12 protein-coding genes are annotated in these 16,490 nt (G+C 61.3%); 7 read left to right on the top strand and 5 right to left on the bottom strand.

What is annotated here, in order from left to right; genetic code table 11:
- From VLU25_02050 to VLU25_02035, 4 genes are all read right to left on the bottom strand, one after another.
- Window positions 1-188 (bottom strand): hypothetical protein (locus tag VLU25_02050; protein ID HSR66696.1); only part of this gene is annotated, 188 nt, incomplete at its 3' end.
- Between the two features lie 446 nt (window positions 189-634).
- Entirely contained in the window at window positions 635-1,978 is a 1,344-nt protein-coding gene (locus tag VLU25_02045) for a tetratricopeptide repeat-containing protein (protein ID HSR66695.1), read from the bottom strand.
- A gap of 522 nt (window positions 1,979-2,500) precedes the next feature.
- Complete coding sequence (locus tag VLU25_02040) at window positions 2,501-4,234, bottom strand: CHAT domain-containing protein (protein HSR66694.1); 1,734 nt, start codon at window positions 4,232-4,234, stop codon at window positions 2,501-2,503.
- Between the two features lie 248 nt (window positions 4,235-4,482).
- Window positions 4,483-5,940, bottom strand: a complete 1,458-nt coding sequence (locus tag VLU25_02035) for a metallophosphoesterase (protein HSR66693.1) — start codon at window positions 5,938-5,940, stop codon at window positions 4,483-4,485.
- A 256-nt stretch (window positions 5,941-6,196) separates the two neighbouring features.
- On the opposite strand from VLU25_02035, the gene VLU25_02030 reads away from it, so the two are divergent.
- The 4 genes from VLU25_02030 (at window position 6,197) to VLU25_02015 (ending at window position 9,791) form a co-directional block, all read left to right on the top strand.
- Window positions 6,197-6,904 (top strand): response regulator, encoded by a 708-nt coding sequence (locus tag VLU25_02030; GenBank protein ID HSR66692.1) that lies wholly within the window; start codon window positions 6,197-6,199, stop codon window positions 6,902-6,904.
- Entirely contained in the window at window positions 6,901-8,745 is a 1,845-nt protein-coding gene (locus tag VLU25_02025) for an ATP-binding protein (protein ID HSR66691.1), read from the top strand. The genes VLU25_02030 and VLU25_02025 overlap by 4 nt, the downstream gene beginning before the upstream one ends.
- 73 nt (window positions 8,746-8,818) lie before the next feature.
- A complete protein-coding gene (locus VLU25_02020; protein ID HSR66690.1) occupies window positions 8,819-9,187 on the top strand; it encodes a DUF983 domain-containing protein in 369 nt (122 codons plus the stop codon).
- Between the two features lies 1 nt (window position 9,188).
- Window positions 9,189-9,791, top strand: a complete 603-nt coding sequence (locus VLU25_02015; GenBank protein HSR66689.1) for a TlpA disulfide reductase family protein — start codon at window positions 9,189-9,191, stop codon at window positions 9,789-9,791.
- Here VLU25_02015 and VLU25_02010 read toward each other — a convergent pair.
- Window positions 9,788-10,930 (bottom strand): hypothetical protein, encoded by a 1,143-nt coding sequence (locus VLU25_02010; GenBank protein ID HSR66688.1) that lies wholly within the window; start codon window positions 10,928-10,930, stop codon window positions 9,788-9,790. The two genes, VLU25_02015 and VLU25_02010, sit on opposite strands and share 4 nt — an antisense overlap.
- 154 nt (window positions 10,931-11,084) lie before the next feature.
- Here VLU25_02010 and VLU25_02005 point away from each other — a divergent pair, with 154 nt between their 5' ends.
- From VLU25_02005 to VLU25_01995, 3 genes are read left to right on the top strand one after another with little or no spacing between them, the layout of a single operon-like run.
- Window positions 11,085-11,423, top strand: coding sequence for a PadR family transcriptional regulator (locus VLU25_02005; GenBank protein HSR66687.1), 339 nt, complete (start codon window positions 11,085-11,087; stop codon window positions 11,421-11,423).
- The gene (locus tag VLU25_02000; protein ID HSR66686.1) at window positions 11,420-14,185 is read left to right on the top strand and encodes an ABC transporter permease; all 2,766 of its coding nucleotides are present in this window, start codon (window positions 11,420-11,422) and stop codon (window positions 14,183-14,185) included. The genes VLU25_02005 and VLU25_02000 overlap by 4 nt, the downstream gene beginning before the upstream one ends.
- A gap of 47 nt (window positions 14,186-14,232) precedes the next feature.
- Window positions 14,233-16,203 (top strand): acetoacetate--CoA ligase, encoded by a 1,971-nt coding sequence (locus tag VLU25_01995; GenBank protein ID HSR66685.1) that lies wholly within the window; start codon window positions 14,233-14,235, stop codon window positions 16,201-16,203.
- The last annotated feature ends 287 nt before the right edge of the window (window positions 16,204-16,490 follow it).

The raw sequence follows: 16,490 nt of genomic DNA, 5'->3' as shown, positions 1-16,490 counted from the left end.
AAGAAAGCGATGCGCAGACGACCGGAGCCTATTGCCAGCCGGCGCCGGTCCGAGAAGGAGCCGGCTAATCGAGCATCAAGCGCTCCCGCCCCGAAGACAGCCAGGTTGGGTTCCAGGCTCTCCACCTCCGCTCGGGCAAGCTGCTCGGCCTCGCCGGCTGAGGCGGGCCCCCGAAAGACGAACGACATCCGCCCCGGCATCGGGAGCTGGCCTATAGGCTCAAACAGCAAGGGATGAGTCCGGAAAGGAGAATTGGCGCGATGATCCTCTGGACTACTGGGAGTTTCTTGATCTCACCGTCCATGAAGCTACGGCCCGGACTGTCGAGAAAGGTGCTGTACCGGGAGCTTCGCCCGGAACTGGGTCTCTCTAGATTCCCCGCTTGGCGGACGGTAAGCCGCCAACAAAGTCGGAAAGGTGCGAGACTTGGACCGCCCTTGAATAGCTGGTCGTGATACCGTCCGCCAAGGGGACCGAAACATAGCTCTGAGCGATTCCATTTCTCCGGTCGTTTTGTGTCGAAGACAGGGCCACCGCTATTGCCCCGCCCGAGCGGGGAATCCACTTCGGCCACATGGCTGGCTGGGACATGCCAACGCCGCCGACGCGAGTGGCTCTCAAGAAACGCTATCCCCTATTTCACTGATTGGCCAGATCTGCCGAAACGCTCAATCACCCGATCTCCAAGTCTGCGGGAGAGACCATGCTCCATTAGGAACTCAAGTTGCTCCATCGCGGATGCAAAATCCTCAGGAGGCGCACCCATCGCGGCTGCCTTCTCGTAAGAGGTCATGGCCGAGTCTTCCTTTTGTAAGACCATTGAAGCCTCACCAAGGCACAGATGAGTCCAATAGTCATCCTCTCCCGCATCCACGACGGTTAGGCATACATCTCGAAGTTGGCGATACCATTTCCTAGCTGAATCGAGGTCATCGAGCGCTGTAGCAATCGCTCCGAGATTCACGAGTGGGTACAGATTTGTTGGATCGAGTTCGTGTGCACGCTCATAGTTGTTCAGGGCCTCCCTCAGCCGCCCTCGGCGTTTGAGTAAACCGCCCGTCATTCCCAGAAGCTCGACATCCTCATCATCGACCTCGAGAGCAGCCTTCCAGTAGCGCTCGGCTTGGTCAAAGAACGCGGGCCCTTTTTTTCGGTAGCAGAAGCCGATTTCACGAAGCAGCTCGCCATCCTTTGGGGCAACTCTCATGCCTCGCTCGAAGACCCTGATCGCTTCGTCAATGAGGCCGTATTTCCTAAGGCGCTTGCCAAGTTGCTCAAGAAGCTCGATGGATGGTTCTTGTAGATTCTGAATTTTTCGGAAGAGCCGAATCAGGTTGGATTTGTCCGTGGCATCAGATAATTGGTTGAGAAAACGTCTTTCTTCTTGGCTCGATACAGTGCTATCTAGATTCGACTGGAGCTGACTAAGGCGGTCTCGAAGCTCCGTCAATACAGTATCCATACTCTCCAAGGAATCCGTTCTGCTGATCCTAAGGCCTGGGAGGAACACATGTACTGGGCTCGCCGTCTGATCCTCCGCAGCAGCTTGGATGGAGCATCGCAGAGACTCATGAAATTCAGGAAGCGAGGGGGCGTGGGAATAGTCATAGTAAATAACGCGTTGGTTTCGTACATCAAAGGGAAGACGCGTACCCTTGCAAGCTACAAGTACAGCCCCTTGCATCGATAAGGCTTGTCTTATACCAAGTTCATAATAAACATTCGCATTGCCAAACGTAAGATCTGCCAATACGACATCAGCATCATAGAGCCATTCGATGTAGGAGAGGTCAACGATTCCAGGCTGTCGGAATTCTTTAGCGCGTCGAGCGTCGAATTCCCCAGATATTGCGGGACGCAATACGCCGTTCCAGACACTGTTGAAATCAATTTCGACGCGTTTCTCGGGTTGCGTGAAGTCCAGGGTGCCTTCTCGAGTGCCAAATGGCATTGCAATGAACAGGCGTCGTCCAGGCACTTTCTCTGCGCCTCCTGGCCCTGGGTCTGCACTGAGAATGCACACCCTGTTAAATCAAATTTAGGTTATCATCTCGCTCGGCGAGATCGTACTGACATACACAGTCGGAGCGTTACATCCAGACCGAACGGCGGAGTCAGTCTACATCTGAAGGTTGTTACGAGGCAAGGATTTGTCAGATGTTGTTCTGCTCAGTTGCGGGCCATGCTCGATCGAGGAGTTTTTCTTCAAGAAACTCACAACGACTAATGCAAGACGTAAAGTTTTGAGCTACGCTGCTGCGTTATTCCACGCTTACAGCGTACAGACCTTGGCTTGGCTGTATTGAACCCAGGGTGGCGCCGCCGTCTCGCTTGCCCCGGAGCCGGCGACTCTGTCCCTTGCAGGGATCAAGAAACGGGAGGGCGCTGGCTCAGAATCAAGGACCGACAGCACTAGCGAATTCTCATGTGCCTGACCAGGGTTCTCCAGGCTGGATGAACATATTCGGTTGACAGCTTGTTGCGCTAAGCTAAAGCTAAACTATCGGTCCGCCGGAGGCTGCGGAGGGGTCAACCTTTCCATGATCGCTTCTGCGACTTCGCCCAGCGGGTCCAGGCGGGACCCGGTCATGGGGATGAACCATTCGAGGTAGCGCCGGAACTGTCGGCGGGTGCTGAAGACATGAAACGACTCAAGCCCCATCAGCGCAACCATCTTCTCAATGTGCCTTACAGCTTCGGCTCGACTCCGGGCTCTCTCGTGGCTGAGCTCGTTTTCGGCATCGGGCAGCAAGGGAACAATCATCCAGAGTTCCGCCAAGCTGCCGTGAGCCCAGGCCCGAGCCTTCCTATCGTCGCGTTCGATCTCGAATTCAGCCAAGATGGCGGCAAATCTCCACATCCTCACCAAGTTCCTTTCTTGATGGTTCAGGATTGAAGCCATCGACAAGTATTGCGTTGCCACCCAGTGATTGGTCCTCTCCATCTCCCACGCTTTCTCGTAGGTTCGAAGCGCTGTATTGAGAAGGTCAAGGCAAGCAGGCCCATCGCCTTGACGGTAAACGATCTGCGCTTCCTGCTTGTGGGAACTTGCCAGCAGCCCCCACGACTCCGCATCGCGGGCCACCTTCTCCAGGCGTCCTTTGGCTTTCCTCAGCCTGGATCGTGACCGCGCCAGAGGTGAGTCTTCTTGGGCTCCTTTCCCTGTGTCGGGTTCCTTCTGGTTGTCGAGGCGGTTACTGGAATCCTCCTCAAGCGCTCTTTCTGCGTGCTCGAGAGCTGCCTTGACTGCGTTGTCGGCGCGAGCGGCCCGGATGCCCTCCATCTGCTCATCCAGGTCCTGGGGAAAGCTGGCGTAGGCTACCAGGCTGGCCCAATCGAGGTCATTCCCCAACCGGGCCTTGAGGGTCTGTCGGACGTTGGTCAGCACGCATCTCGGATCGCTTCCCCACAGCAATTGGCTGTAGAACTCGACGACGAGGATGATGGAGGCGGGAAAGGAAAGAGGGAACTGGCAGGCGACGACCAAGGGAATTCCTGCTTCATGAAGTACGTGCGCCACACTCGATCCGGCGCCTACAACCGAGCCCTGTTGAGCGGCGTCGCAACTTGCGATGGTAACGACAGTCGGGCTCATTTCGGGAAGGCCGCGATGACTGTCGCCGAGCGCACAAGCCAGACGTGTTCCGTCGACCGTGTCGGGCCTATCGGCATCGTCCACCTTGTGAAGCACCAGACCGTAGCGCACCTCATCTTTGGGCAGCTTGACCCCATGAGCCAAAATGTGCACGTGAGTGAAGGGTTTTCCGGTTTCCTGCCGCTCCCGCTCGCATGCCCTCCTGATATCCCGAATGCTGGCCCGACGCAGGTAGGTAATATGCTGCTGGAATGCGTCGGCCCGATCCTTCGGGTCGCTGCGGTCATAGGGTCTTACCCAGGGGGCGATGACCCGATGGAGGGCGAGCAGATGGGCCTGGCGCGGAATCGGGGAGTCGGGATCGGCGGCCGCGAACAAAATCTTGGGTTGCTCTGGCCAGCGAATGTGGCTGCCCCCCAGCCTGCGAACTCTTCTCGTTATCGTCAACTGGGGATGGAGACTCAGCGGCTGGCCTTCGCTGGGGCAGGCTTTGGGCGACGTGGACAACTCGAAGGGCAGCAGCGCCAATTCAGAGGATGAAAGCACCATTTCAAGGTGAAGATGCGGATTGTGCGGATCGTTCCCTCCACTTGCCAATTCCGCAATCAAGCCAGGGATACCACCCAGGAGATCACCCATCATGTCGGCTGTGTCCTCAACCTGCAAATCTTGGGTTTGGCCACTGTCTTGTCCGCGAAAGGCCCGAAGCCGCGCCAAGAACTGCCGATGCTCGAAAGGCAGGTGAATGGTCTCCGGAGAGTGATCTCCGATCAACGCCAAGTAGCGGGTGAGGGGAGACAGCAGTTGATTGTGGGCGGGACCATGCCGAAGCAGCTCCAAGGTAAGTGTGCGGATATTCATACGGGGCATACTCAGTTTTTACCTGCTCACATTTCACTGTCGGGCACCGGTTCCAGGAGGCCTGATGGGAACCGGCCAACCCGCTGGATCGCTCCCTTGACTGCACCCTCCGCGCGGCAGATCGAGACCACCACCGGCTCCTGCTCGACGTACCGGGTCAAGCGGCTCTGCGAGCCCTCCGAGAGATCCCCATAAACCTCATTGAAGGCCTCCTTGTCATCAAGTGCAAGCGAACCGGACCGGATCCGCTGGATCCAGCTTCCGCTATTGAAATAGTGGCCCCCCGAACGGGGGATCGACCGCGGCTTGTGAGTATGTCCGGTGATAACGACGTCGACGCTCTTGCCCACAAGCCTATCCATCCGCTTGAACATGGGATCTTGGTGTTTGAGTGAGAAATCCTGCTCTTTTTGCAGATAGAGCAGAGCCCTTCTCAGCCGTTCGCGGATATCGAGTTTCTTCCAGGCGTCAGAGAACCTCAGCTGCCGACCCAGCAGGGCTCGCTCCCCGTCCTTGGCCAGGCTCTCGGGATCCGTTCCCGCCTCAAGTTGGTCCTCCACCCATTTGAGATAGTCTTCGTCCAGTTCCTCCACCGTCTCCTTGCCGAAGGCGTCGCCAAGAATCTCCTGCAGAGGTCTGACCTCGATTTCTTCTTCGAGCGAGCTCTCGCTTTCCGCGTCATCCTCTCCCAGAAGGCGGATTCTGCGGCGCACCCAGTCGGTGACGACGCGGCGGCCGAAAGGAATGAGCTTGCCGATCTCGGTCACGTACTCCGGTCGGAGCGCCAGCAAAACCGGGACTGCGGCGGTTAGCTCCGGCTTGAGGAGATCTACGAACCGATACCGTTTCTTGATCTCACTCATGACGTCGATGACCAACTGGGTGCCGGCGTTGGGGATCCAGGCTTCGGGGCTTTGGCCAAAGGCCATTTGGCACGCGATCCTGCGCAGCCGCTCGTAGTCGTTGACATTGAGGATGTCGGTTTCATTGCCGTGGGTGCAAAGGACGCTCAATCCTCCCACCTTGGCCTGGAAGCCTGTTCCGTCAAAGACGGTGTAAAGCCGACTGCGAGCCGTCGCGTCTCCGTCGCTGATCCGCTCGATCAGGCGCTCACGCACCCAGGGAAGAGCCAATTCCAGATCATGGTTTCCGAGGGTGACTGCCAAGTGGCGCCGGGAAGTCAGGAGGAATCTTTGAAGGGAGGGCAGGATCATGTCAAAAGAAGGATCTGCAAGAATGCGATCCAGCTTCCCCGCCGCTCCTGTTGGATCGAAATGGCGAGGATCCGGCTCGGCTAAGAAGTCCACCAAGTCTCCGTTGATGACCAGGCAGACGCGCCTGTCACCCGGCAGTTGCCGCAGATGGTCGATGAAGTCGGCCAGCAAGTCCCCTTGGTTGAATATCTGGAAGCCCTCCTCACCTCCCAGGTGCAGGTCGGAAATGACGTAGAGGTCGTCGAAGTGGTAGCTCGGATCGATGAGCAAAGCTTTTCCGCCTCCCTGGACAAAAGAATGTAAGTGGGCAGGGCAACCGCGTTCAGCGTGAGACGAACTATAACTCACATCTCCTCGTTCGGCCAGTGCCCTGGATTGGAAGTCGTTGAGGTCGATGGCCGCTCGATTTTTGGCGTGTCGGACCTCGCCTCCCACAAGAGGTGGAACTGGAGGGTGAAGATTTAACACGATCTTCATAATCGGCGGCTAGACTGCGGTCTTGATAAACTTCGACAGGAGGGTCGTCTTGCAACGTGAGAAGGTCGTCGTTATTGAAGACGAGAATGACATTCTGGAAATGATCCAGTACAACCTGAAGCGCGAGGGCTACTCGGTCCTCACCTCCACCAACGGGGAAGAAGGACTCGAGGTGGCGAGGCGGGAGAATCCCGACGTGGTGCTGCTCGACCTGATGCTGCCCGGACGCGACGGCATCGAAGTCTGCAAGCGCCTCAAGTCCGATCCCCTCACCCGATCCATCCCCGTCATCATGGTCACGGCCAAGGGAGAAGAAAGCGAAGTGGTGCTGGGATTGGGAGTGGGGGCGGACGACTACGTCACCAAGCCTTTCAGTCCCAAGGAGCTGATGGCGCGGGTGCGGGCCGTGCTGCGGCGAGGGCCGCTCAAGGAAGAACTGGGCGAAGGCGAGCGCATCGTGCGGGGAGACATCGTCATCGACGCCGCCCGTCACGAGGTGACGGTGGGCGGACGCCTGGTCACCTTCACCGCCACCGAATTCCGGCTGCTGCACTTTCTGGCCGCTCACCCCGGACGCGTCTTCAAGCGCGACCAGTTGCTCAACCGGGTCATCGGCGAAGACGCCTTCGTGCATGACCGAAACATCGATGTCCACGTCCGCTCCATCCGTAAGAAGCTGGATGAAAAGCGCGACGTCATCGAGACCATCCGGGGCGTGGGATACCGCTTCCGCGACCTCAAGGGAGCCGTCGCTTGAAGAGATCGCGCTTCATCTGGAAGCTTTACGCCAGCTACGTAGTGCTGATCCTGCTCACCGCCGGAGTGGTGGGCGTGCTGGTAGGACGCCAGATTCAGAGAGATTCCATCGAGGAAACCCGCAGCGGGCTGCGGGAAGCCGTCTACCTGCTGCGCGAGGTGGCGCTGCCGGCCCTGATCCAGGGCCGGGACCCCGCCTTGCAGGACCGCATCCACGCCCTGGGAGACGACCTCAAACCTCGCCTCACCGTCATCCGCAGCGACGGGCTGGTGCTGGCCGACACCGACGAAAACCCGAAGAGCATGAACGATCACTCCACGCGTCCTGAAATCCTGCAGGCGCGGGATGAAGGCTTCGGACTCTCCAGCCGCTTCAGCCGCACGGTCAAAAAGAACATGATGTACGTGGCCATACCGGTCAAGGATTCCGACCGGCTGGTGGGCTACGTGCGGGCCTCGCTTCCCCTCACGGCCATCGATGAGCGCCTGGCCCACCTGCGGACCATCATCGTGCTGGGGCTGGTGATCGCGGTCAGCGTGGCGCTGGTGGTGGGCTATTTCTTCGCCCGCAGGGTCACCCAGCCGCTGGGCGGACTGATCCAGGGTGTGGAGAGCATCGCTTCCGGCGACTATGCCAAGCGTGTCGACAAGATCTCGTCCGACGAACTCGGGCAGTTGGCCAAAGCCTTCAACACCATGGCCGACGAACTGCAAGACCGAGTGGTCACCATCAACAAGGACCGTCACGAACTGCTGGCCATCTTGGGCAGCATGGTGGAGGGCGTCATCGCCGTCGATTCCCAGGGGCGCATCGTGCACATGAACGCCGCCGCCCACCGCATGCTGCAGATGGAGGACGTCCACCAGTCCCATCCAATAGCCACCGAAGCCATTCCCATCAAAGAGGTGCGCCAAGTGCTCTCGGAAGCGCTGGAAACCGGCCAGGAGGTTCACAGCGAGGTACGGCTGCTGGCCGGGACCGACAACCAGTTGCAGATTCAGGCGCGTCCCCTGCGCTCTCAGGCGGGAGATCTGGACGGAGCCGTGCTGGTCCTTCACGACGTCACCGAACTGCGCCGGCTGGAAGTGATACGCCGCGACTTCGTGGCCAACGTTTCCCACGAACTGAAAACGCCCATTACGGTCATCCGCGGCATCGTCGAGACCATTCTCGACGACAAGGAGATGGGCGCAAAGACGCGCAAGAAGTTCCTCAAGAAGATCCGCAAGCAGTCTCAGCGCCTCTCCAACCTGGTCACCGACCTGATCAGCCTTTCCCGCCTTCAGAGCGAGGAGCACGGACTGCGCAAGACCATTCTCGACCTGCGTGAGCCGGTTCTCGACTCCGTCCCCGACCTGATGTCGGTGGCCGAGGAGAAGAGGATCCAAATCGAGGAACTCCTGCCCGAAGTGCCCATCAGGGTTCGCGGCGACATGGACGCCCTCCAGCAAGCCGTGACCAACCTGCTCGACAACGCCATCAAGTACACGCCCCGCGGGGGACGCGTCCGGGTGCGCGTCTACAGCGGCAGCGAATTCGCCGTGGTCGAAGTGGAAGACAACGGCATCGGCATCGAGCCGCGCGAACAAGAACGCATCTTCGAGCGTTTCTACCGCGTCGACAAAGCCCGCTCGCGGGAGATGGGAGGCACCGGCCTGGGACTGGCCATCGTCAAGCACGTCTGCCTCTCCCTGGGAGGAAAGGTCTCGGTCGAGAGCCAAGAAGGCAAGGGAAGCATCTTCCGCATCGAAATCCCCGTAGTACCCGAAGACAAAGAGGTCGACAGCCAATACCGCCTGCCCCTTCGCTATCAGCAAGAAAGCCGCGACAGCGTTTCCTGAAGGAACCGAGGCGTAAACTCCGTGTTAACCAGATACACTTGCACACGGCCTAAAGTATTAGAATACTAAGATAATGGGCATCGCCGAAATCAAGGCTCCGCCGTTGAGGAAAGTGCTGCGCAGGGGATGGGCCAAGCGCTGTCCGCGTTGTGGACGCGGACACATCTTCAAACGTTGGTTTACCCCCCACGAGGAGTGCGGCGAGTGCGGGCTGCGTTTTCAGCCCGCACCTGGAGACACCTGGGGATTCTGGGTCATCGGCGACCGTATCTTCGTAGCCGGCCCCATGATCATCCTCTATTTGGGATTCACCCCCGAGCCCTATCTTTACCGGATTTTCTTCTTGCTGGTCATCGTGGCCGTCTTCCTGCTGACCATGCCCGTGCGCCTTTCTATCTGCATCGGACTGGATTATCTCTCCCGCTTTCATCTAGAATCGTAGGATGTTCCGCCCCCTCGCCAAGACGTTTTTCGCCGCCCTTCTGGCACTGCTGGCGGCGTCGTGTGCCTCGCCGTCCGGCGACCCGGCTTCGGCGGACGAATCCCCCGCCGAGGAATCGCAAGCCGGTCGACTGCAATCCCAGTCCTATGCGCTCTACGGCAAACAGGCGCCCGACTTCACCCTTCCCCGCCTGGAAGGCGGTACGGTCACCCTGTCCCAGCACTTCGGCAAAGACATCGTCATTCTCGACTTCTGGGCCACCTGGTGCAGTCCTTGCCGCCGCGTCATGCCCCTGCTGGAGGAGACCGCGGCCAAGTACGGCTCACAGGGCGTGGTGCTCTACAGCGTCAATTGGGGCGAGGACGCCCAGACCATCCGCGACTACCTCGAGGATACGGGCCTGAAGGCCGACGTGCTGATGGACGAAGACATCCGCGTCGGCCCCGCCTACCAGGTGCGCGGCCTGCCCGCCACCGTGCTGCTCGATCGCGAGGGCACCGTAAGGGCTTTCATGACCGGTCTGATCGCCGTCCAGGAGAGGCTCGATCCGGCCTTGCGCGAACTGACCGGCCAAGCGGCCGGCTCTTCCTCCGGCACTCGCTAGCGGACTGGGGCCTCCAGCGCTTTCAGCACTTCGGGGGCCAGGCGCTGGGCGATGAGCCGGTTGCCGCGGTCCCCGAAATGGACCGAGTCGAGGAACACCTCCTCGGTCTCCGGCCGGGAGTCGAAGGCGTCCGCGGCGGAAGCCGTCAGCAGCCCTTCCCTTTTCAGTCGCTGGAGCAGGTCCTCGAGGGCCGGTCCCACCTCTTCGTAGTAGGCGGCGAGATCCTCCTTGCGCCAGTGAGCTTCGCGGGGCGTCAGGGGCTTCTTGGTCCAGTAGACGGTGGGCTGGAGCACGAAGAGATAGCGTCCTCGGCCCATGCGGGCGGCCATCTCGGCCAGCCGGACGTTCTTCTCCAGGCGCTCCACCACCAGGGAAGGACTCACCGGGCCCTCCTGCCGCTCCTCCACGTCGCTCAGGTGCCAACTGTCGTAGGCTCGGTGCAGGGCCCGCAGCATGAGCCAGAAGTATTGCTCCTGATGGGTTCGCGACCACAGGATATTGCGGCCTGAGAGGGCCCAATAGACGTCGTTGTTGCCGGAAAGCGAAACGATCAGGTCGGGACTCCATTCCGAGAGGCGGTTCTCGATGGCGATGCGCTCATGAGTGCTCGACCAGGAAGGCGAAGCGAAGGTATAGACGCGGTACTCTTGACCGCCTGGGGCCGATCGGTTGAGGATGTCCTCCAGGTAGGCCCCCACGATGGAGTCCTGGCTGGGCGCTCCTACGCCGAAGGCGGTCGATCCGCCCGTCAGGAAGATGCGAAGCTCGTCCTCGGGCTTGGGGGCGGGAAGGGGTCGCCGGTCCCTGAATTGGAGCTGGTTGATGATGGAGTTGTCATGGCGTCCCGGCTCGGGAGCCGTTCCCACAAAAGGGGTGGGGACGACCGGAATCGACCAGGTGTAGCCTTTCATCTCCTGGGAGGCCTTTTCGGGCTGGTCGTAGGCGTAGGTGAAGGGATCGGTCCCCTCTTTCTCGAAGAGGGCGCCCAGGGTGCGCGACTGGGTGGCGTACTCCACGCGCTCGCGCAGTTCGCGGTTTTTGATGGAAAAGCCCACCCAAATGCCCAAGGCCACCAATCCGGCGGCCAGCACGAAGACCGCCGCGGAGGCCGTCAGCTTGAACCCGGTAGAACGCTGCATAACGCTAGTTCTATCACGAAAGGGAAGATTTTTCGCCTGGGTTTGTTAATCCTCGGTTGAGGTGCTGCGTCCTAGAGTCTACAATCGCAACATGTCTGCAAAGTAGACATTTGAGAGGTAAGACGTCGCCACCGAGCAAGGGAGAAAGCGGAACATGTCGCGCAAGAGCAGTTTGGGAGAGTTCGAACAGATGGTGTTGCTGGCGGTGCTGCAGTTGGAGGATGAAGCCTTCGGCCCCGGGATCAGCAAGCTGCTGGAAGATCGGGCTGGACGCGAGGTTTCGCGGGGCGCCCTCTACTCCTCCCTGGACCGCCTGGAGCGCAAGGGATTCTTGCGCTGGAGCATCGCCTCGCCCGGCGCCGACCGCAGCGGCTACCGCAAGCGGCGCTTTCAGGTCACCGGGCCGGGACTGCAAGCCTTGAAGGATGCTCGCCAGGCCATGGAGGCCCTTTATCGGGGCCTCGACCACGTATTTGAAAGGGGATCGAGGTGAGCCTGCCTCCGCCCACCGGCAGGGGCCGCAAGGGGCCGCCCTCATTGAGCGCCTGGTTCCTGCGCCGGACACTGCCCGACACCCTGGAAGGCGAGTCGATTTACGGCGATCTGCTGGAGGAATTCCGCTCCCGCCACGCAACCTTGCCCTCCCGCGCCCGCCGCTGGTACCGGCGTCAGGCCTTCTCGGTGGCCTGGCACTTCGGCTTGCGGTCGCTGAGGAAGATGGGCGCCGGGCTGCGGCGCGCCTTGATGAGCCCTTTTCATGCGAAAGGATTTTCTTACATGCGAGAACTGAGTGCCGATATTCGTTTCGCCCTGAGGACCTTTGCCAAGCGTCCGGGCTTCACCCTCACCGCCGTCCTCACTCTGGCTTTGGGCATCGGTGTCAACACCGCCGTCTTCAACATCGTCAACGCCGTGCTGCTGCGTCCGCTGCCCGTGGAGCAACCGGGACGTCTGGCCACCGTCTTCGCCACTGGCGCCAGCGGAACCAACTACGGCACTCATTCCTATTCCGACTACCGGGACCTCAGCGCACAGGTGGAGGCGTTCTCTTCCATGACGGCCTACTCGCTGATGTTCGGAAATCTGCAGTGGCAGGGGCGTACCGAGCTGCTGATCGGCGAGATCGCCGACTGCAACTACTTCGAAGTCATGGGCCTCAACCTCCGATTGGGACGCGGTTTCAGGTCCGATGAATGCGTGGCCGAGGGAGCCAGTCCGGTGGCCGTGCTGGGCCACGCCTTCTGGCAGGAGCGTTTCGGCGGCAGCCGGGACGTACTGGGCCAGACCGTTTCCATCAACGACCGGGACTTTCAGGTGGTGGGGGTGGCTCCAAAGCGCTTTCAGGGACTGATGGCGGGCATCTCCCCGGCCTTGTGGATCCCCGTCATGATGGCGGAGACGATCGAGCCGGTGGGGATGCAGGACTCGGCCCCTTCTCCCGGCGACACCATCATCGAACGCCGCGGACGCAGATGGCTGACCCTGGTGGGACGGCTGGCGCCCGGCGCATCCCTGCAACAGGCCCAAACCCAGTGCAGCACCGTCATGTCGCGTTTGGCCCTGGAGTACCCGCGCAGCAACGAGGGACGCGGGGCGGTGCTCTTCCCCACCTCTGAGGTGAGGGTGCATCCTGAGGCCGACTCGGCCCTGGGGCCGGTGGCCTATTTTCTCCTGGCGGTGGTGGGGCTGGTCTTGCTCATCGCCTGCGCCAACGTGGCCAACATGTTTCTGGCCAGGGTGTCGGCCCGCCGCCGCGAGATCGCCCTGCGCCTGGCGCTGGGGGCCGGACGCGGACGCCTGGTGCGCCAGCTTCTCACCGAGAGCCTGCTGCTGGCCGGGGCGGGAGGCGGTCTGGGAATCCTGCTGGCCCTGTTCAGCATGCAGGCTCTGGCGGCCATGCCCCTGCCGATTTCCATCTCCATCGACGTCGACCTGTCGATGGACTGGAGGGTGCTGCTCTTCGCCCTCTCGGTATCCTGCGCCACCGGCGTCATTTTCGGGCTGGCTCCGGCCTTGCAGTCCACCCGCGCCAACCTGATTCCCGCCCTCAAGGACGCCGAGTCCTCCCACTTGCAGGGCCGCCGCTCTTATTTCGGCATGCGCAAGGTGCTGGTGATGGCTCAGGTGGCGCTTTCCACCGTCCTGCTGGTGGGGGCCGGACTGATGGCCCGCAGTTTCAATCAGGCCCAGTCCATCGAACTGGGCTTTCCTGCCCAGCGCTTGGCCATGATGTCCTTCAGCCTCGACACCCGCGGATATACGCCTCAGCAGGGGCACGCCAAACTCGTCGAGCTGACCGAGCGTCTGGCGGGGCTGCCCGGGGTGGAATCGGCGGCCCGCGCCAATCCCTCGCCCTTTTCGCTCAACGTCCACCAGAACGACTTTTATCTGGAAGAGCAGAGCCCTGATGAAAAGCCCCACAACATCGACACCACCCGGGTGGGGCCAAACTACTTCGAGACCTTGCAGGTCGAGCTTTTGCAGGGAAGGGCATGCACCTCTCAGGACACTCCTCAGTCGCCTCGCGTGCTGGTGGTGAGCAAGGCCATGGCGGAGCGATTCTGGCCCGGCCGCAGTGCCTTGGGACAGCGCTTGCTGTCGGCCGATTCGCGCACGCCCTATGAAATCGTGGGCGTTTCTCAGGACTACAAGATGCGCACCGTGGGCGAGTCTCCGCGGCCCGTCGTTCACTTCTGCTCCGATCAGACCCGGGCCGGGTCGAGCGCCATCCTGGTGCGCAGCGCCGGGCCCGCCAAGGAACTGCTGCCGCTACTGCGCGACGAAGTGCTGGCCTTTGATCCCGATGCCGTTTTCCTGGAGTTCGGCACCCTGCGCGCGGAGGCCGACCGCTCTCTCTTCGGAGTCCGGGCCGGGGCGGTGTTCCTGAGCGGATTCGGCGTCTTCGCACTGTTTCTGGCTTCGGTGGGACTCTACGGCGTCATCGCCTACTCGGTCTCCGGACGCAAGCGCGAGATCGGCACTCGCATGGCTCTGGGAGCGCGAGCCGGGGACGTGCAGCGCCAGGTGGTGCGCGAGGGCATGGGCATGGTGCTGATCGGCGCTCTGCTGGGACTGGTGCTGGCCGGGCTCTTGAGCCAGGTCTTGAGCGCCGTCCTGTACGGCATCCGTCCGCTCGATCCCCTCTCTTTCTTGAGCGCTGTGGCCTTGCTGGTGGCAGTGGCTCTGTTGGCCAACTACATCCCGGCCCGCCGTGCCTCCCGCATCGATCCCCTGCTGGCCCTGCGGGCCGAATAAGCTAAGGGCGCTTACGCTGGCGGACCAGCCTTGGTAAACTCCTGCTGATGGCTGATTTCGATGCGCGTGAAATGTGGAGGCCTTCCAGCCAAGCGGCAGAGAAGGCCCATATGGCCCGCTTCATCCGCAGGGTCGGGGAGCGCTTCACCGAGGTGAGCGATTACCCCAGCCTCTACCAGTGGTCGATCGACCATCCGGGCGAGTTCTGGCCCGCCGTATGGGAGTACTGCGGGATTGTGGCCCGGCGGCCCTGGGACGAAGTGGTCGATGACGTCACACTGATGCCGGGAGCTCGTTGGTTCGCCGGAGCTCAACTGAATTTCGCCGAGAATCTGCTTGCCAAGGGCAGCGACGACCGCGCGGCCATGGTCTTTTGGACCGAACAGGGCCGCGTCGGCGAGACCTCTTATGCTCAACTGCGGGCCCAGGTGTCCCGCTTGTCGCGGGCCATGGTCGAGGCCGGGGTCAAGGAGGGCGACCGGGTGGCCGCCTACCTGCCCAACCGGCCCGAAACCGTGATCGCGATGCTGGCCGCCGCCTCCATCGGAGCCCTCTTCTCATCCTGCTCTCCCGACTTCGGCGTCAACGGCGTGCTCGACCGCTTCGGACAGATCCAGCCCAAACTGCTCTTTGCGGCCGCCGGCTACCAGTGGGACGGCAAGTCCATCGATTGCCTGGAGAAGACGGCTCAGATCGTCCAAGCCATACCTGAAATCGAGAGAACCGTCATTCTGCCCGCCGTGGGCGCGAGTCCGCAACTGGGCCAGGTTCGCGACGCCCAGCATTGGGAGGACTTCTTGCAGAGCGTCCCGCAGGGTTCCGGCGAGTTCCAGCCCCTGCGCTTCGACCATCCCCTTTACATCATGTACTCGTCGGGCACCACCGGGAAGCCCAAGTGCATGGTTCACGGAGCTGGCGGGACTTTGCTTCAGCACCTCAAAGAGCACGTGCTGCATGGTGATTTGAGCTCCCAGGACCGTATTTTCTACTACACCACCTGCGGATGGATGATGTGGAACTGGCTGGTCAGCGGACTGGCTACGGGAGCGACGCTGCTGCTCTATGACGGCGCCCCCCTGCCCAAGTCCAATCCGGCCGTCCTCTTCGATCTGGCCCAGCAGGAGGGAATGACCGTCTTCGGCACCAGCGCCAAGTACCTGGCCCTGGCGGAAAAGGCCGGCTTGCGTCCGGCCCGCAGTCATGACTTGAGCGCTTTGAATTCGATGCTCTCGACCGGCTCGGTACTGAGTCCCGAGAGCTTCGACTACGTCTACCGCGACGTCAAGTCCGACCTGCGCCTGAGTTCCATCACGGGAGGGACCGACCTGATTTCCTGCTTTGCCCTGGGCAACCCGGTGGCTCCGGTCTTTCGGGGCGAGCTGCAATGCCTGGGGCTGGGAATGCGGGTGGAGGTGTGGGACGAAGAGGGCCGTCCTCTGCCTCCCGAATCGCCGGGAGAGCTGGTCTGCACCCAGGCTTTCCCCTCCATGCCGGTGGGCTTCTGGAATGATCCCGACGGCTCGCGCTACCGCAACGCCTATTTCCAGCATTTTCCCGGCGTGTGGCGGCATGGTGACTGGGTGGAGCGCACGCGGCGCCACGGGCTGATCGTCTACGGGCGCTCGGACGCCACCCTCAATCCGGGAGGCGTGCGCATCGGGACGGCCGAGGTTTACCGCCAAGTGGAGCAGTTCGAAGAGGTGTTGGAAAGCATCGTGGTGGGACAGCCCTGGGAAGACGACGTGCGGGTGGTGCTGTTTTTGCGCCTGCGTCCGGGGTTGGAGCTGGACGACGATCTCAGCCAACGCATTTGCCGTCGCCTGCGGTCTCAAGCCTCTCCCCACCACGTCCCCCGGAAGATCGTGCAGGTTCCCGATATCCCCCGCACCATCAGCGGCAAGATCAGCGAATTGGCCGTGCGCAAGGCGGTCCAGGGGCTGGAGGTCAAGAATACCGACGCCCTGGCCAACCCCGAAGCCCTGGACCACTTCCGCGACCGCCCCGAACTGCAGGCCTGATCGTGTGCAATGGCGCGACTCGGCCCAGGGCCTTGGGCGCTTTGACCCATCGAGGGCTCCCGGAAGAGCTCTGGGCGGGGTTGCTAAATGATCTTTTTTCAGTATCTTATATTTGCATCGGTGGACTGGACCCGGAGTTGCACCGAGTGCAGTGCGTGAGATGTTTCGAGCCACCTTGTTGCGTTATTCCACGCTTTCGGCGTTCGGACCTTTGCCGTCTGAAACCCAGGGTGGCGCCGCCGTCTCGCTTGCGCTCGCCAGGGCTGACCCTGGGCTGGCGAATTTGT

It is taken from the genome of Acidobacteriota bacterium (assembly GCA_035471785.1).
GTDB lineage: Bacteria > Acidobacteriota > UBA6911 > RPQK01 > DATIPO01 > JANQFM01.
This window is presented reverse-complemented; position numbering and strand designations above follow the sequence as displayed.